The sequence below is a fragment of the Shewanella sp. KT0246 genome (assembly GCF_019654955.1).
Lineage (GTDB): Bacteria > Pseudomonadota > Gammaproteobacteria > Enterobacterales > Shewanellaceae > Shewanella > Shewanella goraebulensis.
Genome location: NZ_BPEV01000023.1, coordinates 63828 through 90181, shown reverse-complemented (window position 1 = coordinate 90181; position 26354 = coordinate 63828). Strand labels below are relative to the sequence as shown.

17 protein-coding genes are annotated in these 26354 nt (G+C 38.1%); 14 read left to right on the top strand and 3 right to left on the bottom strand.

Features of this window, described 5'->3' with window-relative positions:
• The first annotated feature begins 303 nt into the window (after positions 1-303).
• The 11 genes from K5Q58_RS12960 (at position 304) to K5Q58_RS12910 (ending at position 19743) form a co-directional block, all read left to right on the top strand.
• Positions 304-2355, top strand: a complete 2052-nt coding sequence (locus K5Q58_RS12960) for a DUF1302 domain-containing protein (protein WP_220754350.1) — start codon at positions 304-306, stop codon at positions 2353-2355.
• Between the two features lie 13 nt (positions 2356-2368).
• Positions 2369-3733, top strand: coding sequence for a DUF1329 domain-containing protein (locus tag K5Q58_RS12955; protein WP_220754349.1), 1365 nt, complete (start codon positions 2369-2371; stop codon positions 3731-3733).
• A gap of 48 nt (positions 3734-3781) precedes the next feature.
• Positions 3782-4795 (top strand): YCF48-related protein, encoded by a 1014-nt coding sequence (locus K5Q58_RS12950; protein ID WP_220754348.1) that lies wholly within the window; start codon positions 3782-3784, stop codon positions 4793-4795.
• Positions 4796-4936: 141 nt separating this feature from the next.
• Positions 4937-7291: an RND family transporter gene (locus K5Q58_RS12945; protein WP_220754347.1), complete on the top strand. Its 2355-nt coding sequence runs from the start codon at positions 4937-4939 to the stop codon at positions 7289-7291.
• A gap of 266 nt (positions 7292-7557) precedes the next feature.
• Positions 7558-12402 (top strand): NAD-glutamate dehydrogenase, encoded by a 4845-nt coding sequence (locus tag K5Q58_RS12940; RefSeq protein WP_220754346.1) that lies wholly within the window; start codon positions 7558-7560, stop codon positions 12400-12402.
• A 65-nt stretch (positions 12403-12467) separates the two neighbouring features.
• Positions 12468-13490, top strand: coding sequence for a quinone-dependent dihydroorotate dehydrogenase (pyrD, locus tag K5Q58_RS12935; protein WP_220754345.1), 1023 nt, complete (start codon positions 12468-12470; stop codon positions 13488-13490).
• 189 nt (positions 13491-13679) lie between these two features.
• Positions 13680-14213: a cell division protein ZapC gene (locus tag K5Q58_RS12930; protein ID WP_220754344.1), complete on the top strand. Its 534-nt coding sequence runs from the start codon at positions 13680-13682 to the stop codon at positions 14211-14213.
• Between the two features lie 311 nt (positions 14214-14524).
• Complete coding sequence (locus K5Q58_RS12925) at positions 14525-15481, top strand: Gfo/Idh/MocA family protein (protein WP_220754343.1); 957 nt, start codon at positions 14525-14527, stop codon at positions 15479-15481.
• A gap of 113 nt (positions 15482-15594) precedes the next feature.
• Positions 15595-16077 carry a GNAT family N-acetyltransferase gene (locus K5Q58_RS12920; RefSeq protein WP_220754342.1) on the top strand — a complete coding sequence of 161 codons (483 nt, stop codon included), beginning with the start codon at positions 15595-15597 and terminating at the stop codon, positions 16075-16077.
• A 360-nt stretch (positions 16078-16437) separates the two neighbouring features.
• Positions 16438-17490 (top strand): LacI family DNA-binding transcriptional regulator, encoded by a 1053-nt coding sequence (locus tag K5Q58_RS12915; RefSeq protein WP_259651338.1) that lies wholly within the window; start codon positions 16438-16440, stop codon positions 17488-17490.
• A gap of 606 nt (positions 17491-18096) precedes the next feature.
• Positions 18097-19743: a methyl-accepting chemotaxis protein gene (locus K5Q58_RS12910; protein ID WP_220754341.1), complete on the top strand. Its 1647-nt coding sequence runs from the start codon at positions 18097-18099 to the stop codon at positions 19741-19743.
• A 353-nt stretch (positions 19744-20096) separates the two neighbouring features.
• On the opposite strand, the gene K5Q58_RS12905 is transcribed toward K5Q58_RS12910, so the two are convergent.
• The gene (locus tag K5Q58_RS12905) at positions 20097-20408 is read right to left on the bottom strand and encodes a hypothetical protein (protein ID WP_220754340.1); all 312 of its coding nucleotides are present in this window, start codon (positions 20406-20408) and stop codon (positions 20097-20099) included.
• A 175-nt stretch (positions 20409-20583) separates the two neighbouring features.
• Between K5Q58_RS12905 and K5Q58_RS12900 the strand changes: the two genes are divergently transcribed.
• The 3 genes from K5Q58_RS12900 to K5Q58_RS12890 all read left to right on the top strand — a co-directional run bounded on the left by K5Q58_RS12900 (position 20584) and on the right by K5Q58_RS12890 (position 23521).
• Positions 20584-21078, top strand: a complete 495-nt coding sequence (locus K5Q58_RS12900) for a putative 4-hydroxy-4-methyl-2-oxoglutarate aldolase (RefSeq protein ID WP_220754339.1) — start codon at positions 20584-20586, stop codon at positions 21076-21078.
• Positions 21079-21140: 62 nt separating this feature from the next.
• Complete coding sequence (locus K5Q58_RS12895; protein WP_220754338.1) at positions 21141-22982, top strand: AsmA family protein; 1842 nt, start codon at positions 21141-21143, stop codon at positions 22980-22982.
• A complete protein-coding gene (locus K5Q58_RS12890) occupies positions 22982-23521 on the top strand; it encodes a BsuPI-related putative proteinase inhibitor (protein ID WP_220754337.1) in 540 nt (179 codons plus the stop codon). Before K5Q58_RS12895 ends, K5Q58_RS12890 begins: the two co-directional genes overlap by 1 nt.
• A 157-nt stretch (positions 23522-23678) precedes the next feature.
• Here K5Q58_RS12890 and K5Q58_RS12885 read toward each other — a convergent pair whose 3' ends face one another.
• Positions 23679-25193 (bottom strand): LysM peptidoglycan-binding domain-containing protein, encoded by a 1515-nt coding sequence (locus K5Q58_RS12885; protein ID WP_220754336.1) that lies wholly within the window; start codon positions 25191-25193, stop codon positions 23679-23681.
• Between the two features lie 142 nt (positions 25194-25335).
• A complete protein-coding gene (gene gloB / locus K5Q58_RS12880; protein ID WP_220754335.1) occupies positions 25336-26127 on the bottom strand; it encodes a hydroxyacylglutathione hydrolase in 792 nt (263 codons plus the stop codon).
• Between the last annotated feature and the right edge of the window lie 227 nt (positions 26128-26354).

Sequence of the window (26354 nt, the reverse complement as noted above, 5' to 3'; positions counted from 1 at the left end):
AAACGGTCAATTGATTGTTAAATGGTAATTTAGCTCCACTTGGTTTTTTGCAAGTCACTGAAATATAGATTTTTTATTCTTTTTTTCTTCCTCTGTAGTCATTTTGTGTGATCTAATTCAAATAAGCGTTCGATTATTCTTAGTAAATTTCTCCTAACTACACCAATTCGTTAACAAATTTAATGTTTTTTGAACTTGCCCAATGATGTTAATTGCTGTAACAATGGTGTTGCCTGCAGGCTAACAAAATGTTGGTTCAAATCCTATAACAACGAATCCGGCAGGTTACGGAGAGAAGCAAAAATGAATATTGTTAAAAGACGCTTTAACAAGTCGGCACTCGCTTTGGGGGTGGTGTCGGCATTGACTTTAGGGATGAGCAGTAGCGCTAATGCTGTTTCATTTGATTGGGGTGAAGTACGAGGCACCTTTGACTCGACTTGGACTGTTGGCGCAAGCTGGCGCGTGTCTGAGCGTGATTGGGAAGGACAAATCGGTAAAGTTAACCAACCACAATTTGATTGGTCTGGTTATTCTGCTTTTGGTGCGCCTTTTGGGCAAACACCAAAATACACCACTTCTCAAATTTGGAGCCAACCTGGTTCTTATTCAAGTAACAACGACTTAAGTAATTTACTTTACTCACAAGGTGATACTACTTCTGAAATTTTTAAAGGCTTACATGAATTGTCTTTAGAATATAAGAACTTTGGTTTATTTGTGCGTGGAATGTATTTCTACGATCGCAAATTAAACGATGGCGATTACGACTTCAATGACCCACTTACAGGTAATGAATTTGATCCGTGTGAAGATGACCGCGCATCAGAAGTGCAATGTAAGGACGTTCGTTTATTAGATGCATTCGTTTACGGTAACTTCGATTTAAATGACGGTAAAAACCCGCTATCTGTCCGCGTGGGTAACCAAGTAGTTTCATGGGGGGAAAGTACATTAATCCCGCATGGTATTGGTGTAATTAACTCTGTTGATTTGAATATTTTGAATGCACCTGGTGCTGAACTTAAAGAAGCATTCCGTCCACAAGGTATGGTTTGGGCTTCTTTAGGCGTCACTGAAAACTTATCTGTTGAAGCATTTTATCAATATGACTGGGAGCCTATTTGGGTGCCTACTCCGGGCTCAAATTTTGCTACCAATGACTTCGCAGGTTTTGGTGGTTATGCTCAAAATGCTCAACTAGGTTTTAATGCCAACCCGGATATTAATCTTGAGTTTTTAATGTCTGAGTATGCATCGCTATATGGAGCAGCAGCTGCAGCCAATTTTGATCCAGCTTATGCCGCTTACATGGTGCCTTACGCTACCAAAGTGGCGTTAGTTCAAGATGAAGAAAAACCAAGTGATGATGGTCAGTATGGTATCAAATTAGGTTATTACGCACCGTCTTTAGGTGAAACTGAATTTGGTCTGTACTACATGAACTATCATAGCCGTCGTCCACTTATTAGTGGTACCGCGTCTAACTTCACCGATGAAGCAGTTGCTCGTGACTACGGCCGTTTAGCTGCAAGTGGCGGTGAAATTGACCGTGAATTACTTCTTAGTATGGAAACCTTCACTAAAGCACAAATTGTTTACCCTGAAGATATCCAATTATATGGTTTTAGTTTTAACACTTTGGTGGGTGACACATCTGTAGCGGGTGAAATCTCTCATCGAATCGATGAGCCATTACAAATTGATGACGTAGAGTTATTGTTTGCCGGTATGCCTCAGCAATTAGCAGAAGCAGGACTTCGTCCTGATTTAGATGGTATTTCTCAAATTGAAGGCGTTAAACCTGGCGAGTCAATCGATGGATTTATTTTATCTGATACTACTCAAGCACAGGCAACTTTCACGCATTTATTTGGCCCTACATTAGGAACAGATAATCTGACTATGCTTGCTGAGATTGGTGGTGTGTGGATCCATGATATGCCAGGTTTTGACGAGTTACGCTTAAACGGACCAGGAACGGCTCGTTCAGGTGGTAACCCAGATATGCCAGGCATCATCGAAGCACTTCATGATGGTCCTGAAACTAATCCATTCCCAACAGATTTTGCTTGGGGTTATCGCTTAGTTGCCAAAGCTGACTACAATAATATCTTTGCTGGTGTGAATATGTCACCACGTGTGATTTTCTCACATGACGTTGATGGTATTACACCTGATCCAATGTTCTTATTTACCGAAGGTCGTAAATCAGTAGCAGTCGGCGTAAATTTTGATTATCGCAGCCGCTGGGGTGCAGATATTTCTTACAACAGCTTCTTCGGTGGTGTAGGAACAACTAATGCAATGACAGACCGAGATTACGTCTCGTTCAACGTCAAGTATTCTATCTAGAAGGATAATAATAATGAAGAAACTGACGATATTATCGGCTGCAGTAATTATGGCGTTTAGCGCACCTGCAGCGATGGCGAAAGTATCTGAAGCTGAAGCAGCTAAATTGGGTAATGAACTTACACCCATTGGAGCTGTTAAAGCGGGTAACGCTGACGGTTCAATTCCAGCTTGGGATAATGGGATTACCTCTCCTGTAGCTGGTTATGAAAAGGGCATGCATCACCCAGATCCATTTCCTTCAGATAAGATTTTATTTACCATTACTAATGCAAATAAAGCTCAGTACGCTGAATTTTTAACGCCGGGTCAAAACAAGCTTTTTGAACTGTATCCAGATACATACAAAATGAATGTTTATGAATCTCGTCGTACAGCTTCTCTGCCGCAATATGTATATGATGCGACTAAAGCAAATGCATTAAATGCTGAGCTTGTGGCAAATGGTAATGGTGTAAGTGGTGCATCTATTAGTGTGCCATTTCCTATTCCTAATAATGGTTTAGAAGTTATTTGGAACCATATTCTTCGCTATCGCGGTGTTGATATTAAAACCGCACGTAGCCAAGCGGCTCCAACAGCAGGCGGTTCTTATACGCTTATTGAAACCGCTGAGGAAATTCGTTTTAGTTACAGTCGACCAGAAGTGACCTTAGATCAGTTAAAAGAATCTAATACCTTGTTCTTCTTCAAGCAAGTTGTACGTCAGCCAGCTCGTCTTGCTGGTACTGCATTACTTGTTAAAGAAACAATGGATCAAGAAGCGTTACCTCGTCAAGCTTGGACCTACAACACTGGACAACGCCGTGTTCGTAAAGCACCAAATGTAGCTTTCGATACTCCTGGTACAGTATCTGATGGTCTAAGAACGACAGATGATTTCGATATGTTTAACGGGTCACCTGTTCGATACAACTGGGAACTAGTTGGAAAGAAAGAGCTTTATATTCCATATAACGATTACAAGTTACATTCAGATTCACTTTCATATGATCAAATTTTAAAACCGGGTCATATCAATCCTGAATTTGCTCGTTGGGAAAAGCATCGTGTATGGGAAGTTAAAGCGACACTTAAAGATGGCATGCGCCATATTTATAAAACCCGTGTTTTCTATATCGATGAAGATTCTTGGCAGGTTTCTCTAACAGATATGTATGATAACCGTGATGAACTTTACCGCGTAGGTACAGCACACTCGATTAATTACTATGAAGTTCCTACTCATTGGAGCACGTTAGAAATTTTCCATGATTTACAATCTCGTCGTTATTTAGCTATGGGATTAGATAACGAAGGCCGCATGTACGACTTTGATGCCAAGCTTTCTGAAGCTAATTTCACACCTGACGCACTGCGTCGTGCAGGTATTCGCTAAGACCTATCAGGGGCGCATTGCGCCCCTATTATTTTTAAGGAAGTTTGTATGTCGTTTCGCACACTTCGCCATGTTGTCGCACTCAGCTTAGGCTATTTTATTTCTACTGCGCCAGTCCATGCTCAATTCGATCCACTTTCTGTTCAAATACAACCACTCGCTGAATCATCTTTGGTTCTCGATATTGCTAAAGCAGGCGATAATCTAGTTGCCGTTGGCGAACGTGGTCACGTATTAATTAACCAGCAGCAAGATTGGACGCAAATTAATTCTCCCGTTATTTCTCAACTCACCAAAGTGTTCTTTTTGAATGAGAATCAAGGTTGGGCTGTAGGCCATGATGCTACTATTATTCATACAAGTGATGGTGGCATAACTTGGCAAGTTCAATTTCAGTCAACTGAAGTCGAAAAACCATTAATGGACATCTTATTCTTCAACGAAAAAGATGGTATTGCTGTCGGAGCATACGGCTTATTTTACCGCACCATAGATGGTGGTAAAAATTGGGTGCAAGAGTTCCATGAAGAATTACTATTTCCAGAAGATGTTTCATATTTAGCAGATTTAAAAGCGGAGGATGAAGCATTATATTTATCGGAGCGTGCTGCTTTACTACCTCATTTTAACCGTGTCATTCAGTTATCTGACAGTCAATTATTGATGGTCGGTGAATTAGGTTTAGTCGCAACATCTTCTGATAACGGTCAGACTTTTAGCGCACAAGCTTTCAATTATGAAGGCTCAATGTTTAATGCTATTGAAGTTAATGATGCTGTTTATGTGATGGGACTGCGTGGTCACGTGTTCAAAACAGATAAACAGTTCAGTCAATGGCAAGAAGTTGAATTACCAGTAAAGTCATCTATCAATAATGCTTTCGTCACTGACACAGGTACATTATACCTCGTCGGTAATGCTGGTGTTGTTATTGAACTTGATAGTTCAGATAATGCAACTATTGTCGCTCGTAGACAGGGTGAGAATATTGTAGCAATAGAAAGTGATAACCAAGGACAGGTTTGGTTTGCAGGTTCTAAAGGGTTATTTCAGCTCAAGTAGAGTCGGAATAGGTTTCTCAGGACGAGAGTGTTCAATTTCGGGGGCAAGTAACATTTTAATTTGGATCTGTTACTGTTTGAATTGAACCTAATAATCAATAAGTTTGCATAAAAATAAAACAACAATAATAGGGCCGATAAGATGTTAGAAAAACTGGTCAATGGATTTGAAACCCATCTTTTTAGAAACCGCATGTGGGTGATTTTATCATTCGTGCTTATCACTGTTTTTCTTGGTTACCAAGCTAGCCAATTACAAATGGACGCGGCTTTCAGCAAAAATATACCGCTAAATCATGAATACATGAAAACCTATACTAAGCATCAAAAAGACTTTGGTGGTGCAAATAGGATCATGGTGTCTGTTGAAGATACCAGCGGAAATATATTTAATCCTGAGTACTTTGATACGCTTAAAAAAGTTCATGATGAACTGTTTTTCATTCCTGGTGTAGAACGCTCGCAAGTTAAGTCGTTATATTCTCCTTCAACACGTTTCACAGAAGTGGTCGAAGATGGCTTTGCCGGCGGCCCGGTTATCCCTGCTGATTTTCGCAATGATAACTATGGACTCAATGTTGTCCGCGATAACGTTGAGAAAGCGGGTATCGTCGGTCGATTAGTGTCTAATGATTATTCTTCAGCCATGTTAACAGCTCAGTTAATGGATTTCGTGGCAAAAACTGATGAAGAAATGGCAGAATCTGAAGGGGCTGAAAAAGATATAACGACTAAGCCACTTAATACCATTCAATTTGCTAAGCAATTAGAACAGCAATTACGCGGCAAGTACGAAACAGATACCATCAAAATTCATATTATCGGTTTTGCTAAGATGGCCGGTGATGTAGCAGAAGGCGCGCAAGGCGTATTACTGTTCTTTTTAATCGCAATATTAATTACTGCGGTGATGGTTTACCTGTTTTCAAAATCACTTATTCTTACCATTTTACCGCTTGTATGTAGCTTGGTTGCGGTAACGTGGCAGTTAGGTTTATTGACGGTTGTAGGCTTCGGGCTAGATCCAATGTCGATTCTTGTACCATTTTTAGTGTTTGCGATTGGGGTAAGTCATGGCGTACAAATGATTAATGCAGTAAGACGCCGTGTACTCGATGGTCAAAATACTAAAGCAGCTTCTGCATCTGCGTTTCGTAGTTTGCTGGTACCCGGTGGTGTTGCATTGTTATCTGATACGGTCGGGTTCTTAACTTTACTGGCAATCGATATTGGTATTATTCGAGAGCTGGCTATTTCTGCATCTCTTGGTGTCGCGGTTATTATTCTAACTAACTTGATTTTATTACCTTTGGTTATTTCGTATACAACGATTAAACCAACTAAAGAAGATCCAGTTAAGAAAGCCAAAATTGAGAATTTATGGCGTAGCCTTTCACGTTTTGCAACTCCAAAGTATGCGGTGATTGTATTAACCTGTACGGCGATTTTATATGGTTTTGGCTTCCAGCAAGCTAGCAATATGAAAATCGGTGATTTACAAGGTGGTGCACCAGCACTGCATTTAGACTCGCGTTACAATCAAGATACTTTTCACATCACAGATAATTATTCAATTACGACTGATTATATGACTGTAATTGTTGAAGCGACACCTGAAGCATGTACTTATCATGAAATTCTAAATGAAATTGATCAATTTGAGTGGATGGTTGGTAATACGCCTGGTGTCGAGTCTACAGCGAGTTTAGCGTCAGTCTCTAAGCGTGTTAACGCAGGTTTTAACGAAGGTAATCCTAAGTGGCAAGTACTTCCACGCACTACAGCAAGTTTAGTGCAAGCTGTGGGTCAAGTACCAACGACTTCAGGTTTACTTAATGGTAACTGTTCAGTCATGCCAGTGTTCTTATTTTTAAAAGACCATAAGGCTGAAACGATTGAGGTTGTAGTTGCTAAAGTGAAGCAAGTGGCTGAGCAATTAAACACTGATACATTGCAATTTAAACTTGCATCTGGCCCTGTTGGCGTAATGGCTGCTACCAATGAAGCGGTAAGTGAAGCGCAATTGCCAATGATGATTTATGTTTATGGCGCCGTGTTTGTATTGTGTCTTATTAGTTTCCGCTCAATCAAAGCGACAGTTGCTGTCATCGTGCCGTTATATGTGGTGTCGACCTTGGCTCAAGCGTTAATGACTTGGCTAGATATTGGACTTGCAGTTAGCACATTACCTGTTATTGCACTAGGTGTCGGTATTGGTGTCGATTATGGTATTTATATTTTATCGACGATGTCCGGCAAACTTACACAAGGTATGGCTGTTCAGCAAGCTTACTTTGAAGCATTAGTCGAACGAGGCAGTGCGGTGATATTTACTGGCCTCACTTTGGCTATTGGTGTGAGTACTTGGTTCTTCTCAGCACTTAAGTTCCAAATGGACATGGGTATTTTGTTAACTTTCATGTTTTTAGTAAATATGTTGGGTGCGATAATTATTTTACCTGCATTATCTGCAGTTTTCTGGCGCAAACCCAAGTAAACAGACGGTTTAGAATCAACAAGAGGAGCTTAGGCTCCTCTTTTTTTTGCATAGTTAGTCTGTCTAAACGCTTGATTGGTCAAATAGTGTCTATAATTCTTGTGTTAACAAGGATTTTAGAGGATCTACCACTAAAATAGTGCTCGATATAGCAGTTAATTAGTAATAAACTTTGCTCCAGATCTCAGTTTTAGACTGAATCAACAAGCCGAAGCATCCAATATAATGATAAAAGCGCTGCCATAAACGCTTAAGGAAACTGCAACATGGCCTTTAAAGATGCAATGCCTTCAGTACTACTAGAAAATGTAGTCAATTTAATTCATAAAAAAATCCCTAATTCTCAAGCTAAACAAGTTGAGCAATTTGCCAATTGTATATATGCCCACATGTCAAAAGACGACTTAAATGCTCGTAATGACAGCGACCTTTATGGTGCGGTATTAAGCCTTTGGAATGCGCTCAACAAATCTGCTAAAACCAACAGCCACATCCGTGTGTTTAACCCAAGTCAGTCGAAACATGGCTGGCAGTCTACCCATAGTATTATTGAAATTATTCAGCCAGATATGCCTTTCTTGGTTGATTCAGTGACTATGGCATTAAATCGCATGGGGATCACGGCGCACATGGTGCTACATACACCATTAGCATTAGTCCGTGATGAGGAATTGGTTAAAGAAGTTTCTTTTATTAAAGATGCACCAGAAGCAACTGAAAACGTTGCAGTGTTTTTAATTGAAATTGACCGTCAAAGCAGTGAAGCGGATATCAAAGCCATTGGCAAAGAGCTAGAGTCAGTATTTGCTGATGTTGTTTCATCAGTCGATGACTGGCAACAAATGTCGGATAAGTTATCTGACTCAATTAAGAAATTACCTAAGCAACCATTTCCTGGCACAAAAGCTGAAATGGAAGAAGCTACTAACTTCTTGACTTACCTGAATAATCATCACTTTACTCTGTTAGGTTATCGTTCTTACGAGCTTAAACGTGTCGAAGGGGATGTGGAACTGGTTCCTGATTTAGAGTCAAGCCTTGGTTTGATGACACGTTCACGCAATCAACAATCTGATCGCGGATTATTACTATCAACATTTTCAGCATCTGCCCGTAAAGAAGCACTGGATGAAAGCCTACTCGTATTGACTAAGAGTTCTACTAAGAGCCGTGTTCATCGCCCAGCTTACGTAGATTATGTTGGTATTAAACGATTTGATAAAGCGGGAAATGTGATTGGTGAAGATCGTTTCTTAGGTTTGTATGCATCAAACTTGTATAACCGTAGCCCAAGAGAAATACCACTTCTGGCAGGAAAAGTTGAACGTGTTATGGAGCAGTCGGGTCTAACACCGCGCTCTCATGATTACAAAGCCTTGATGAACATTCTTGAAAATCTTCCGCGCGATGAGCTAATTCAAGCAAAAGAAGATCAGCTGGCGCATATCGCGCGTGGTGTACTGCAAATGCAAGATCGTGACAAACTTAAATTGTTTGTTCGAAAAGACGGCTTTGGCCGTTTCTTATCTTGCTTAGTGTATGTATCAAAAGATAGATACAACACTAAATTACGCCAAGATACTCAGCGCATTTTAGCTCAGCATTTTAACAGTAATGAAGATGTAGAGTTTACCACTTACTTCTCAGAATCAACTTTAGCGCGAACGCATTACATCATTAAAGTTGATAACAATAATATGGACGTCGATGTGGCTGCTATTGAGAAAAACCTAATTGAAGCGGCTCGCTCATGGGAAGATAAATTACACAGTTCACTTAACAATGCGTTAGGTGAGCAGTCAGGTACGGGTCTTACAAAACGCTATTTAACTGCATTTTCACCAAGCTATAAAGAAGATGTGCTACCCAGCTCTGCAGTTGTTGATATTCAACATCTTGAAGCATTAAATGATGAGCACAAATTAGGCATGCTTTTCTATCAGCCGCAAGAGACAGCGCTGAATGATAATAATGTACGCTTAAAGCTATTTCATAAAGATGAACCTATCCATCTTTCTGATGTATTACCAATGCTTGAAAACTTTGGTTTACGCGTTATTAACGAACGACCTTACGAAGTTAAAACGGCTGATGGTCATACATTCTGGATCTTAGATTTCTTAATGACAGTGCAAGGCGCTGCTATTGATAACTTGGCCGATAGTCAAGATAGATTCCAAAATGCTTTATCTCAAGTTTGGGATAAAGAGCTTGAAGATGATGGTTTTAACAGAATGATTTTAGCGACCAGTTTGACAGGTCGTGAAGTATCAATTTTACGTGCTTACGCTAAGTATATGCGCCAAATTGATGCGACATTCAGCCAATCTTACATTGAAGAAACATTTAACCGTTACCCGCAAATTGCTGATTTATTAGTTAAAATGTTTATTCGTAAGTTCAATCCTAAGTTAAAAACACGTACATTAAGTAAGTTTTTAGAGCAGGTGGATTTACGTCTTGAAGATGTATCTAGTCTTGATGATGACCGCATTATCCGTCGTTACCTAGATTTAATTAACGCAACACTGCGTACTAACTTCTATCAGACATTACCTACAAACGAGAACAAGCCTTACATTTCGTTTAAGTTTTTACCTGAAGATATTCCGGAAATGCCGCGTCCATTGCCGAAATTTGAAATCTTCGTTTACTCTCCAAGAGTTGAAGGTGTGCATTTACGTGGTGGTAAAGTTGCCCGTGGTGGTTTGCGTTGGTCTGATAGACGTGAAGATTTCCGTACTGAAGTACTGGGTCTTGTTAAAGCACAGCAAGTTAAAAACACCGTCATTGTGCCAGTAGGTGCAAAAGGTGGTTTTGTTTGTAAGCAACTGCCAACAGATGGTGGCCGAGAAGCATTCTTCAATGAAGGGCAAGCTTGTTACCGTTTATTTATTCGCGGTTTACTCGACATTAGTGACAACATTATCGAAGGTAAAGTGGTACCTCCTAAAGATGTGGTTCGTCACGATGAAGACGATGCCTACCTAGTGGTAGCAGCTGATAAAGGCACAGCTACATTCTCAGATATCGCCAACGAAATAGCCATCGAGTATGACTTCTGGTTAGGTGATGCGTTTGCATCGGGTGGTAGTAATGGTTATGACCATAAAAAAATGGGCATTACCGCAAAAGGTGCATGGGAGTCAGTTAAACGCCATTTCCGTGAAGAAGGTATTGATTGCCAAACCACAGACTTTACTTGTTTAGCGGTTGGCGACATGGCGGGCGACGTATTTGGTAACGGTATGTTGTTATCACGTCATACTAAGCTCGTCGCTGCATTCAACCATATGCACATTTTTGTAGACCCAAATCCTGACGTTGAAAAGAGTTATGTAGAACGTGAGCGTTTATTTAACTTACCGCGTTCGAGCTGGGAAGATTACAACACTAAATTGATGTCTAAAGGCGGGGTGATTTTCAATCGCTCTGCTAAGTCACTTAAGTTGACTAAAGAAATCAAAGCGATGCTTGAAACTGATTTAGACACCATGACACCAAATCAACTGATGCAAGCATTGCTTAAAATGCGCGTTGATTTAATTTGGAATGGCGGTATTGGTACTTACGTAAAAGCGACTTCAGAGAGCCATGCAGAAGTTGGCGATCGAGCTAACGATGCTATTCGTGTTAATGGTAACGAGTTAAACGCTAAAATTATTGGTGAAGGTGGTAACTTAGGTGCTACCCAATTAGGTCGTATTGAATTTGCAGCTAATGGCGGCCGTGTTAATACCGACTTTGTTGATAACGTTGGCGGGGTAGATTGCTCTGATAACGAAGTTAACATCAAAATTTTGTTGAACACTTTAGTGGCTGATGGCGAGTTAACCATTAAACAACGTAACCGTCTACTTGAAGAAATGACTGACGAAGTGGGTGAAATTGTACTGCAAGATTGTAATGATCAAACGCGTACTATCTCGGTGACGCAAGCACATGGTATTTCTCAACTTAAAGAGCATATCCGTTATATTCAGTATCTTGAAAAAGATGGCAAGTTAGACAGAGCATTAGAATTCTTGCCGACAGATGATGAATTAGCAGAGCGTTTAGCTAACAACCGACCGCTAACCAGACCTGAACTATCTGTGCTAGTCGCCTATGGTAAAATGGTGTTAAAAGAGCAATTAGTTACTGCTGAAATTACTGAAGACACTTTCTTAAGTAAATTGCTAACGGCATATTTCCCGCAGCAATTACAAGATAAATACGCAGACAAAATGATTGCTCATCCGCTACGTGGTGAAATTATCGCTACTTCATTAGCCAATGAATTGGTTAATGATATGGGCTTTAATTTTGTTCAACGTATGCAAGATGAGACAGGTGCCACAGTCGCCGAAGCTGCAATTTGCTACACTATGGCCCGCGAAGTTTTTGGCTTAGCTGATTTAACTCAAGCCATTACTGAATTGAATGGTGTGGTATCTGCTGATGTACAAAGCGAAATGCTGCATCAATTGCGTCGTAATATGCGCCGAGCGTGTCGCTGGTTCATTCGCCACCGTAGTAAAGGTGAGAATATTGAGCAAACAGTGGCGTTCTTCAAACCAGTATTTGAAGAGCTTAAGACCAATGTTGATCAATATATGATTGCTGCTGAAGTGATTGCAATTTCAAGTGAAATAAAATCACTAACTGAGCAAAATGTACCGAAGCCATTAGCACAAGTTGTTGCTAAGATGAGTACTTTATTTTCAGCGTTAGATATTGCTCAAATTGCTCAACTTGAAGGAAAATCAGTGCAATTAGTTGCTGAAACTTACTTCAGATTAGGTGCAAAAGTTGAATTACATTGGTTCTTAGAACAAATTAGTAATCAACCAGTATCGAACCATTGGCAAGCACTTGCTCGTGCAGCGTTCAGAGAAGAGTTAGATTGGCAGCAGCGAGCGTTAAGCTCAACAGTGCTTCGTGCTTGTACTGATACCTGTGATGCCGATTCGATTATTCAGCAATGGATAGACAATAATGAGAAATTATTGGAGCGTTGGTTCCACTTGTTAGCAGACTTTAAAGTCTCTCAAAGTCATGACTTTGCGAAATTCTCAGTGGCGTTGCGAGAACTTAATTTATTGATCCTTCATTGCGAAGGCCCAAGATAATTAATTATAATAAGTTAACAAGCCCTGGCAAATAGCCGGGGCTTTTTTTAGGTTTAGGAGAAAGCATGTTTTTTTACAAAGTTGCACAAAAAGTAATGTTTCAAATGGATCCAGAAGTAGCGCATAACATCGCTATTGGAAGTTTAAAAAACACTGGAAACAACCCTTTAAACCTATTTTACAGTCAAAATGTTAGTGCGGCGCCAGTAACTTGCATGGGAATTACGTTTAATAACCCTGTAGGCCTTGCTGCTGGGTTAGATAAAGATGGTGAGTCAATTGACGCGTTTCATGCTATGGGCTTCGGACACATTGAAGTAGGAACTGTAACACCACGCCCACAACCAGGTAATGAACAACCGCGTTTATTTAGATTAAAACCTGCAAAAGCAATTATCAATCGCATGGGTTTTAATAACAAAGGTGTTGATAATTTAGTCAGAAATTTAATGGCAAAGAAAACCGATATTATTGTTGGTGTTAATATTGGTAAAAATAAAGATACACCTGTCGATGAAGGCAAGAATGATTATTTAATCTGTATGGAAAAAGTATATCAACATGCAGATTATATTGCGGTTAATATTTCATCTCCGAATACTCCTGGTCTTCGTACAATGCAATACGGTGAGCTTTTAGATGATTTATTAAGCTCGTTAAAAGCTAAACAAGCCGAGTTAGCTGAAAAGTATAATAAGTATGTTCCAGTAGCGCTTAAAATTGCTCCAGATTTAACGACTGAAGAGATTGAAAAAATTGCTGAGTCATTATTAAAGAGTAAATTCGATGGCGCTATCGCAACCAATACAACTTTAAGTCGTGATGCCGTAGTTGGTTTAGATAATGCCAATGAGATGGGCGGGTTGAGTGGTAAGCCATTAACGGATCTTTCTACTAAAGTGATCAAACAATTAGCTGAATATTTAAACGGTGAGATCCCAATTATTGGTGTTGGTGGAATTAATAGTGCAGAAGATGCATTGGCTAAATTTGATGCAGGTTCTCAATTAGTTCAGATATATACTGGCTTTATTTATCAAGGCCCAGGCTTAATTAACGATATTGTTAAAGCTTATAAAGCAAAATAAGATCTGACTAGTTTAAATAATGCACAAACGATCTATTAATTGGATCTAAAAAAGTTATAGCGATCGTATTCACGATCTTTCGATCGCTATAACTTTATGATCTTTATATCAAATTTTTTTAATTATCTTTTGATATTGTCTGAAATATAAACTATTATCACATTGTATTCTTATAATTAGGTACTAAAAATGTTATTAATGCCAAATAAGGACTGGCAGTGGGAATATAATGAAAGCTATAAGCAATTAAGTATTTCATTAGGTTCCGAGATGGAGTTCTTAACCCCATACAAAACTAAAACCCTCATTCCTGATGCGTTAATAACATCAGAATTTAGTGTCGAGCACGCCAAATTCTATATACAGTTACTTGAAAGTCTTCCTAAAATTATTAACATGTCTGATGCTGCAGTTGTTCAAACAGCATTAAATGCAACAGCTGCGCACTTTTTATTAAAACCTCAAATGCCAAAATCTTGGTTTTTTGAAATTAGCCAAGAATGTGTTTATTGCGAAGTAGGTAAGTTATTTAACCTTAATGCCAATGGTACTCGCGTATTGGTTATGGTGGTGGAAAATAGCTTACAAGCTGCGTTAGTGATGGTGTTATCAAAAGAGTGCCCACTATCTGAAAATAAAACCCTTCAGCAGTTTGAAACAATAAAAGTGATGCACAATAGACTTAATCCGCTCAGAAAAGCACAACTTGTTGTAGCTGCATAATAAACAGTTTTAAATTAACTTATTATTGTTCAATATATTGAACAATATGGGTTATTTTCCTGCTTAAAAACTTCTTACCTTACATTAACCTCCATAAAATTGTTAATCAATACTTAAGTCTTGTCCAATTTATTGTCATAGTAATTCATGATTTTCACTTCTATCTTTAACATTATTAGTATTAAAGGCTAAACAAGTCTTATATCGTATAAACTTTATACTCAAAGTTTGCTCGGTTTCTTTTTCGACTAAATTATGTGTAAATATCATCGTCAACATTGATGCTTTAATATCGATGAAAAGGATTTTAAATGAAAACACTTAATTGGGGCATCATCGGAGCAGGGCGGATTGCTCATCAATTTGCTAGCGATATGGCTGTGGTCAGTAATTGCAATTTTTATGCAGTGGCTGCACGTGATAAAAAACGAGCTGTAGAGTTTGCTGAGCAATACGATGCGAAGGTTGCCTATGGCGACTATGAGAGTTTGTACAATGATGACAAAATTGATGTGGTATATATTGCTACACCACATAACTTTCACTTTGAGCAAGCTAAAGCGGCAATGCTTGCCGGTAAGTCCGTGTTGTGTGAAAAGCCAATTACAGTATCAGTTGAAGAGTCACATTTGCTGTTTGAAATAGCAGAGCAACAGCAGGTCTATCTTATAGAAGGCATGTGGACATACTTTTTACCAGCTATTATCCAAGCAAAAAAATGGCTTAAAGCTGGTCGAATTGGCACTCTTTTGCAAGTTAAAGCTGATTTTGGTTACCCTCTAGTTTATGCACCGGATTCTCGAGAATATTCAACTGTTCTTGCCGGAGGATGTGTTTTTGATATGGGAATATATCCAATCGCTTTAGCACATTTATTTACTGAACAATCCCCCGAATCTATTTATGTAAGTTCACATCTTGCTCCCAATGGCGTAGAAGACGAAGCCAATTTTATATTCAATTACTCTGAAATGACGGCAGTTTTAGGGACTTCCTTTAGAAGTAAACTACAAAACTCGGCTTATATAATTGGCGACAAAGGCTATATCACTATCCCTGATTTTTGGCGTGCCAGTGAATGTCATCTTTATGAACTCGATGACCATAAAGATTCATTTGCTGATTGCCGAAGTACCATTGGGTTTAGTTATGAAATTGAGGCCATTGCTAATGATATTCTGGTTGGAAAATTAGTTTCTGACATTGTGACACCAGAAATGTCTAGACTGTTCCAACAACATATTGCCTGGGTTAAAACGTACATTTAGATAAATTATTTAGCTAATTAACCGGTTAAGTAAGTGGGTTTATTAATTATTTTAAAATTAAAAAATTACTGATAATCTAAAAATACGAGTAAGCAAAAAAATATAATAAATTGATGAATATAATCATAAAACCTATAAGTGCAGATCAAGATACTGCCGTTGCGAACATCATAAAGGCAGTTGGTAAAGAGTTTGGTGCCGTAGGCGAGGGCTTTGGTCCCTCAGATGCGGAAGTTGAACAAATGAGTCAGCATTATTTTCCTGAGCAGAAAAGTATTTACCTTGTTGCTTTTGTAGATGGTGAAATTGTAGGAGGTGCAGGTATTGCTCCATTTAATAATGCTAGAGATACCTGTGAATTGCGTAAACTGTTTTTACTTCCACAAAGCCGAGGATTGGGCTTAGGTAATCGATTAACTCAAGAATGCTTGGATTTTGCAACTAAAGCAGGCTTCAAGCAATGTTATTTAGATACATTAACCAGCATGTCTGCAGCGATAAGATTATATGAAAAAGTGGGCTTTAAGCATCTAAGTCAACCATTAGATGGCACTATTCATGGCGGTTGTGATGTGTGGATGCTTAAACAACTTTAGTTTTAGCTTAGTAAGAGTGTTTACCGAGTACTGGACTTAAGGATTCACACGATAATGAACAGCTTCATTTAGAGGGAATCTTTTAATTACATTAGCTTTAAGCACGGTGAAATAGTTAATGATTGTTATCGTTAACCTAAAACTTGTTGTTACATACCGAGGTTATCATTTTTGTTAACATATGTGTGATATACGCTTTGGTTAATGATTTTATTTATATTTTTGCTAAACCTGTTTGGTAACAATATACGATATACCTTGGATCATCTTGAGTTTCTTTTAAATTGTTTCTGAGTTTTATTTTATTTTATTTTTGTTACAGTCTTTGTCTGTAATATTTTCAATTCTTAATGAGTTATGATGAGCGCAACGACTAATATGAGTACTAGATTAAAGACAACCATTCAAGATGTAGCTAAATTGGCGGGTGTCTCTAAAATGACCGTTTCGCGTGTACTCAATAATGATGAAAAGGTAAGTGATAAAACCCGGACTAAGGTTAAGAAAGCGGCCTCAGAGCTGAATTATCGACCAAATATTTCAGCAAGAAGGTTAGCTAGTTCAAAATCCTATTTTATTGGGCTGTTGTATGAGAATTCGAGTGACGGTGACTATGCCAGTCAATTCATATTGTCGGCTTTAAAAAGCTGTCGTAAGAAGGGTTATCATTTAGTCGTTGATGATTGCGAAGGCACCCAAGAAAATAAACTAAAAATTACTCGTGATTTAATAGAAGAAACGCGTGTGGATGGGGTTATCTTATTGCCTCCACTGTGTAATAACATCTCTATTTTAAAGGAGCTAGCTTCGCTTAATGTCCCTTATATTCGTGTTTCCCCAGATATAGAGTTAACGTTATCTCCGTTTGTCTGCATGGATGATTATCAAGCTGCATATGACATGACAAACTTGCTAATCAATAGCGGCCATAAAGATATTGGTTTTATCGTAGGCGACCAAGAAAAAGGTCCCTGTAGGTTACGATATCAAGGATTTTTAGATGCTATGCGTTCAAAAAAATTACCAGTTCCTCCAGAGTTTATAGAGTATGGTCAATTCTGTTATAAATCAGGATTGTCAGCTGCTAAGGCATTACTCGATAGAGTTAACAAACCTAGTGCTATTTTTGCCAGTAATGATGATATGGCTGCAGCAGTGATTTCAGTAGCCAATTCTTTAGGCTTAAATGTGCCAAAAGATTTGAGTGTTGCTGGTTACGATGACACGCCAATCGCTACTACTATTTGGCCACATATTACGACGGTTAAACAACCAATCATTGCTATGGCTGAGTCATCTGTTGATTTATTAACTTCTGGAGATATGAATAAGATAGATTCGACTAGTTTATCAAGTTTACGACATGTACTTGATTTTGAGATTAAACAACGAGACTCAGTTGAAAGTAACTAATAGTTTCAAAACGTGTATGTAAAATAGTTTTTGATTTTTACTCTACTTTAAACGGTTACTTCCCGTTTGATTTATGTTTATAACAGTTAATTTTTACTTGAATGATCAAGATAAATCAGTTGCTATTAGATCACGGTTTGTGAATATCTCTTAAAGTCATGATGCTAATCTGGAGTGAGTTGGTAATTTTATTTGTTAAAGCTTCTTGAACCTCCTTTTATAACATTCATTATTGTTTCAATAGGTATGAAGTTAAAGCTAATTAATGAAAAGATAGAGACCTTAAATAAATTAATGCGGCAATGTGACAGTGCGTCATGTCACTTTTAAAACTGATTTCAATCAATATAATATCAAATTAATTCTTGTGGTTGCTCGAATAGTGTTCAACATTTGTCGTCTGTGGTCGATAATACAATAGTCGTAGTGAGAGATTTGTGGCTTCTAAATGCATTACAGTGTTTTAAAGCTGAGATCGTTTCTCGCTTCTATTAATCACTTTTTCAGTTGGTTGTAGAGCTTATCAATTGTATTTTAAGTAATTTATAGCTTATACGACATAACGAGTACGGAGTGAACTTAAATTGCAATTAAATGGTGATACTCATGAATTCTGTTTATCTATTTTTACGCAAAACTAGCATTGCAAATCGGTTGCTGGCAATGATTATCGTGGCAGCATTAGCAACAATATTAATGTTTTTCTTTGCTTTTAATCGAATTGATAATGTTTTAGTTCAAGAAAAAGAAGCAAAACTTACCTCTTTAGTTGGTGTTGCCGGCTCCGTTATATCTCAGTTTCATCAACAATCTCAAGAAGGTCTAATAACTGAGGATGAAGCCAAGTCTGCTGCAATATCGGCTTTGAATGAACTTCGATATTCTGGCAATGAATACTTCTTTACCATTAATTTAGAAGGCGTCATGGTCCAACATGCTTTTGCTAAAAAATTAATAGATACCAATGTTTTATCCATGAGAGATCCTGAAAAAGTACCTCTTTTTCAGTTAATGATTGAACGAACCAATCAATCTAAGAATGCCACAGTTAATTATATGTGGAATAAACCAAATCAAGACTCACCAAGTCCTAAGATGAGTGTCGTAGAGCGCTTCCAACCATGGGGCTGGGTTGTAGGAACTGGTATTTATATTGATGACATTCAAGCGCAACAGTCGACTTTTGTGATGCAATATTTATTGCTGTTATTGGTAATATGGGTTCCGATTATTATTCTCTTAATTGTGATTACGCGAAGTATTGCAGAGCCAATGCAACAAACGATTACTGCTTTTGAAAATATTGCCAAAGGCGAAGGTGATTTGACTCTAAGGCTGTCAGAAGATGGTCAAGATGAACTTAATTTGATAGCGCAAAACTTTAATATCTTTACCAATAAAATCCAGCAGTTGGTGTCTTCGGTGGCAGTTTCTGTTTCAGAAAGCCATACTCTGGCTAGTGATTTGTCATCTATTTCTTCAAAAGCCAATGACATCTCTTCTAGCGTTCAAATGGAAACAGAAAACGTTGCAACAGCAATCAATGAAATGTCGATGACAGCAGCTGAAGTAGCATCAAATGCGCAAACTGCAGCTAACAGTGCCAATGTTGCTGACAGTGAAGCTGATAACACCGCTGCAATTGTTGATAATGCTATTGTTAAGATTGGTGATTTGTCGACAGAGTTACAACAAACTGGATCAGTCGCCAAAGGATTAAAAGTTAGTTCTAGCCAAATAGGGCAAATTTTAGATGTAATTGTTGGCATTGCAGAACAAACTAATTTACTGGCCTTAAATGCGGCAATTGAAGCTGCGCGTGCTGGTGAGGCTGGGCGAGGTTTTGCGGTTGTTGCTGATGAAGTGAGGACCCTTGCAAGCCGCACTCAAGATTCTACCAGAGAAATTAACGGTATTATTGATGCAATTAGAGAAGCTATTGAAAATGTTAACCAGTCGGTTGAGCGAGCGATTATTCAATCCGATGAAACTGTCGGTGAGACTCAAAAAGTAGAAGTTGCACTCAATTCAATAAAAACGGCAATTGGCGATATTTCTCAGATGAATATTCAAATTGCAGGAGCCACTGAAGAGCAAAGTGCCGTTATATCAGAGTTGAATATGAACATCACTCGAATTAACGATATGTCGCTTGAAAATAAAACACATAATGAGCAACTTTCTCAAAGCAGTATTCAGATAGCTGATGGTTCGAATCAATTAGGAAAGATTGTCGGTAATTTTAAAGTGTGATTAATGCCGCCATTGATTGGTATTATTAATCAATGGCATTATTTTTTAATTCTCAGCTCCTCACTTAGTGTTTAAAATAGAAGAATAGATAGATTTTTAAATATAGAAGGGTAAATGAACAACCAATATCATTAGAACTATTTTGCATTTCTAGTACTATTTGTCATTTCTATCAAAAGAAAACTAACGATAATTACACTTAAATATCCACACTTAGATATCCATCTAGATAGAATTTAATAATACGACTGGCTTCTAGTTAATAACACAGAACCCAAAGTATGCTAAAACACTGGTAAGGAATTATTCATGATGCCAGAAATAAATAATGTCTGCTTTAATCTGGAAGAATATTATTGTTTTAATTTTACCATGATGTTTAAAACATCTTGGTATGATATTTTATATTCTCTTGATAACTGGATGATTTTTGCTTTGTAGGTTTGGATATGTTCTTGTTTTACTAACTCAATTTGCTTTTCTTCTACTATCTCAGATACCACTTCTTCTAAGATCTTTAAACGACGCAAGCTATAATCCAATGAGGATAAGTATGTCTTCATTTGAACTCTATTGCGGGCATTCTCAAGGTTTTTTGTGGTGCGGTTTTCGAAATCTAATTCATCGAAAGCATTAATAACATTTTGTAAATTAATATCTGTCATATAGAAAACTACTTAAAGAGGTTAGTTAATTAAAAGCAATGTTGGTATTGCAGTGTTTTCATCCATGAACAATAGAGTATAAGCGACAGTCTATTCAGATTTATGAATTGTTTCAATAGCTATACCCGTTTATATTAATGTTAAATTCTATTCATTTTAGTACATGGAGAGTGAGATGTTAGATTTATTACCTGACTTATTTGATTATTACGAAGATGAACTGACTTTAGTTCAATCAAATTGGAATAGCTATGGTGGTAGAACTATTTTCTATGGCGAAGTCGTCACAGTTAAATGTTTTGAAGATAACTCTAAAGTGAAATCAACCCTAGCTAAGCCTGGAAGAGGTAAAGTGCTTGTGGTCGATGGGGGGGGCGTTTTTCGCCGAGCACTATTAGGTGACATGATTGCAGAATCAGCAGCATCCAATCATTGGGAAGGAATTATTATTTATGGTGCTGTGCGTGATGTTGGCACGCTTAAAACCATTGATATAGGGGTACAAGCATTAGCAAGTAACCCGATTAAAACTGTGAAAAAAGAGGTCGGCTTAGTCAATGTCGATATTGAAATAGAAGGTGTCACAATAAAACCCAGTATGATGGTATATGCTGATGAAAACGGCATAGCTATAGCGAAAAAACCTTTAGATTTAACGGTATTAAGCTAAACTAATATTAACAACATAAGTAACTTAAAATTGAAATTCAATTTGCTTACAAGGATGCAAACATGAAGGCACTTAAATGGCTATTAGGTATCGTTGCCGGTTTAGTATTAATACTGGTCGTGTATTTAACGGTATTTTTTGATCTCAATAGTTTTAAACCACAAATAGTAGATGCAGTTACAAAACAAACTGGGCGCGAATTTGTTATTGAAAATGATTTAAGTTGGAGCTTCTTCCCATCAATAGGGATAAACCTAGGTGGTATTTCACTATCCAATCCAGAAAACTTTTCTCCGGCTACGTTTGTTGAAATCAATGAAGCCGTTGCCAATGTAGAACTGATGCCTTTATTGAGTCAAGAAGTTCAAATCGCCATGCTTTCTTTAGATGGCTTAACGTTGAATATGGTTACGAAAAAGGATGGCTCGACAAGTTTAGATGGGTTAAGTGGCGAAAAAGCGGCAGTAACAGAACAACCGAAAGCTTCTGCAGAGTCTTCGAGCAGTAAAGAGCCTTCGAGCAGTAATATACAGCTTCAAAGCCTACAAATTGGTGGTGTATCGGTTACCAACACCACGATTAATCTCATCGATGAAATGAACGATACCAAGCAGGTATTTGTATTAAATAGTTTAACACTTGGTGAGTTTTCATTAGGGAATGCAGCAGATTTTGCTTATGACTTTTCTGCCCAAATGCCAGATATGACAGTTAGCAGTAATGGTGAAGGCAAACTTACCGTTAATAAAGATTTGACTAAAGTGTCTATAGCAGGTTTTACCATTAATACTGACGTAGATGGTGAGAGCATTCCTAATAAGAAATTAACCACCCAGTTAGTCACTGATATTAATCTTGGGTTAGATTCACAAAGCGTACAAGTGGCAATCAGTAAACTGTCCGCGATGAATATTAATGCTACTGGTGAAGTTAAGGTTAATTACAGCAGTAAAATCCCTAAGATTAATGTTCAAATGGATTTCGGTGATATTGATCTAGATAAAATAATGCCACCAGCGAGTGAGAAGGCAGACGATGCTTCGTCAGAAAAAGTAGCTTCAACTGAACCTGCTCAAGAGCCTGATTTATCTGCATTGAAAACCATAGATTTAACTTTAGGCATGACGGTTAAATCAATAAAAGTTGCTAATTTATTGACTCAAGACTGGGAAATGAAGGCGACGGTAAAAGACGGTATTGCTAATTTGAGTGATTTTTCTGCAAATTTATATGAAGGCAGCATAACTGCAAAAGCAAAACTTGATGGACGCCAAAAAGTTGCAAGTTATAACTTTGAAAAATCACTATCGGGAGTACAATTTCGCCCGTTATTGAAAGATGCTGCAGATATCGATTTGATTTCTGGTTCAGCAAATTTCAATATCAAAGGTTCTGGTAAAAGTCTCATTCCTGATAACTTAAAGAAAAATCTATTAGCAAATGGGGATTTTACTATTGCAGACGGCTCACTTTATGGGGTGAATATTCCGCAGATGATCCGTAGCGCTCAAGATAAGTTAAAAGGCGATTTATCTGCCCAGAATGAAGAAGAGCTTAAGACTGATTTCACTAGTTTAACAGGTAGTTATTCATTGAAAAATTCAATGTTTACTAATCCTGATTTAGCAATGGCTTCACCTTTAATTCGTTTAGCTGGTAATGGCAGCGCCAATATTGATTCTCAAACTGTTGACTACAAATTGACAACCTCGGTTGTTGGTTCGCTTTCAGGTCAAGGAGGCGAGAATGATCCATTGGCTGGGGTGGATATTCCACTAACGATTAAAGGCAGTATGCAAGACCCTAAATTTGGTATTGATACTAGCGCGTTATTTGATGCCAAGTTAAAAGGTGAAACAGATAAGCTGAAAGATAGCTTGTTCAAAAAATTAGGAGGGTTTTAATGAAACGTTTTATAGGTTGCTTAAGTTTACTTTTAGTAGGTTGTAGTGCGACAAGTACCGATGTGACTGCTGAAGGTAGTAAAGATGCAGCTGTCATAAAACCCGCTAAGGAAGTCAAATCGATTACCTTAGGCGCTGGAGTATCAACTATGGCTGAAACTGTGCTTGTTGGCTTTTTAGAAGCTAAGGAATATACCGATCCAACTAAAGCGATGTCTTTGATGTACACCGCGACCAATAGTCAAAGTCACAGTGTTAGCTTGAGGTTTAATTCAGGAATGACGGCTGACTTGTGGCTGTATGATCCAAAAGGACAGAAAGTATGGTCATCGTCGCAGGACATGATGTATACCCAAGCATTAAGAGATGTGACTTTAGCCCCTGCACAAACCATTAAAACGCGTTTCAGTGTACCTGTTGCCATTATGGAAAAGGTTTCTGGTCCTGGTTACCGTTTTGAAGTGAAATTCGCTGGTAAAGTTGATGGAAGTAGTATGCCATTGATTAATGCTAACTCTACTCCATTAATCGTTAAGTAACTAAAGTAAGTAAAGTTAATTACTTAGATAGTTACCTTTACATAAGATGTGCTTCGACGACTCGTTTGCAATAAAAATTTGCAATAAAAAGGCCAGTGATTAACTGGCCTTTTTTATGTCTTTATTTTACAAGACTTCGCCTGCAATAAATGATGGTTTATGCATTTACTTTACTGACATCGACAACTAACCTTAGCATTTGGCCAGGTTGAATATACTTAGTGTTATGCAACTTATTCCATTTAATTAAATCATCTACTGAAACATTAAACTTATCAGCAATACGGGCTAAAGAGTCGCCAGAGCGAACCTTATAATTTACTGTGCGCTCGTTGCCACTGTTTGTTGTAGCACTACCAATGGTCAATACTTTACCAATACTTAATGCTCCATTTTTCGGTAATCGATTCCAGCGAATTAATGCATCTACAGAAACATCATATTTACGTGCAATATTCCACAATGAATCGCCAGATTTAACCGTATAAGTCACAGCTTTTGGTGTTAACTGGTTCTGGGCTAGCAGTTGATCGGTAGTTAAGTCAGCACCTTCTGGTGGTACTGGAATAATCAAGTATCGACCTGCGCGAATATTGTTATTCTTTAGATTATTACTAGAGCGAATAAACGATGCAGAAGTATCGAAGCGCTTTGCTATGTGGCTGACAGTGTCGCCGGACTGAATTTTATAACGATGCCAGTTTAGCTTTGACTTAGGATCAAGTTGAGCTAACTTTTGCTCAAAAGCATCCTTTTTGTCATAAGGCACAACCAGTGTGTGGGGGCCATCAGGAGATGTTGCCCAGCGATCAAGACCAGGGTTTAAGCTTTTAAGCTCGTTAATGTTCATGTCAGCTAAATCAGCAGCTAGTTTTAAATCCATTTGGCTTTGAATATCAACAATCGCAATATGCGGTTCGTTGCTAATTGGTGTTAAATTAATACCGTATTTGTCGGCATTTTTAATTACATCAGATAAAGCTATTAACTGTGGTACATAACGCTGAGTTTCTCTTGGCAGTGATAACGACCAAAAATCAGTACTTTTACCAGCCGCTTTATTACGACGTACTGCGTTATTTACACGGCCTTCACCGGTATTGTAAGCCGCAATGGCATACAACCAATTGTTACCTGTGCGGTCATATAAATATTCTAGGAAATCTAGTGCCGCGATAGTTGCAGCTGGGACGTCACGGCGTCCGTCATACCACCAGTCACTTTTTACACCGAAGTAATTAGAAATAGGCGAGGTTAATTGCCAAAGCCCTGAAGCTGCACTGGCAGAGTAAGCTGAAGGATCGAATGAGCTTTCTACAATTGGCAATAAAGCAATTTCGATAGGCATATCACGCTTTTCTAATTCTTCAACAATGTAATGAAGGTAAGGTTCAGCGCGCTTTGACACGATTTCTAAGTGTCTTGGATTTGCGAGATACCAGTCACGATATTGATTGACCAGTTTCTGGTCATCAATAGGCATTTCCATTTGTAGACTGATACGTTGCCATACATCGGTAATTTCAACTGGTTTTTCAACTTTAACGATAGGCTCTGCAGGCTCTGCCGGCTTTTGAATAGCAATAGGCTCTGGCGTAGGTTTAGTTGTTAGTGTTTGACAGCCGGTTAAAAAGGCCACGCTACCAACAAAAATATATAAAGATTTGTGCATCGAAAACGATATTCCTAAGTCTTGCAAACAGGCTTAACAAGATTGTAAGCCTAAAGTATTGGTCAAAATTGAAGCGGCATTGTAGAGCAAAACCCGCTTGTTGTCTTGGCTAAGTTGCGTTTGCTTAGCCTTGTTCTAATTTTTAAAAATTGTTTTTCCACTGTCTTAGCAAGGTAAATGTCTGTATATCTGTAGGATTGTTCACATTAAACTGCTGCGAAATGGATTGTTTGATTTCCGTACAGTGACTTCTTAAAAACGGGTTTATTGCTAACTCTGTTGCAATAGTTGTAGGGATTGTTGAAATATTGTTCATTCTGGCATCTAGAACAGACTGATTATACTGTTGCAATTGAGGGTTATTAGGCTCAACCGCCATAGCGAAGGCTAAATTAGCTTGGGTGTATTCATGAGCACAGTATACTTTTGTATCTTTATCTAGTAATGATAATTTTGATAACGACGCCGACATTTGTTCTGGGCTGCCTTCAAATAAACGACCACAACCTCCGCTGAAAAGTGTATCTCCACAAAACAGGGCATCTTCGATACTGTATGCAATATGGCCTAATGTATGGCCTGGTACTTCAATTACATTCACTGGATTAGCAATAAAAGGGAGTAATAGTGATTGTTCGTGGTCAATTAACTCAGTTAATCCATCGATGTTTTCTTTACTTGGCCCATAAACATTGAGTTGGTTTTGATAGGCTTTTTGAAGCTCTGCGATACCACCTGTGTGATCCGCATGATGGTGAGTAATTAAAATACCGACTAAATCCAATTTGTTTCCTTGAGCTTCAGCACCCTGCAAATAACTTAATACACTTTTTGCGCAGCCCGGATCAACAACATAAGCTTTATTTGAGTCAGCTTGATGAAATAACCAAATATAATTGTCATTGAAAGCCGGGATCGTAATAACTGAAAGCATGGAAGCACCTTGATAAAATAAGAATCTACAGATTAACGGATTATCTTTAAGACACCAATCCCTGATGATTAAAAAAGGAAGTACCTTGTCATCTATAACTATTCATTGCCAGAATGCTTTACATTAATTATTTAATTAGCACTTTTTTGTAAAGCGACTAAGTATGTTAGAACTGAACTATTTTAAAAATGATACTAGTAGAGAGTGACTGCGTCGCTCAACATTAC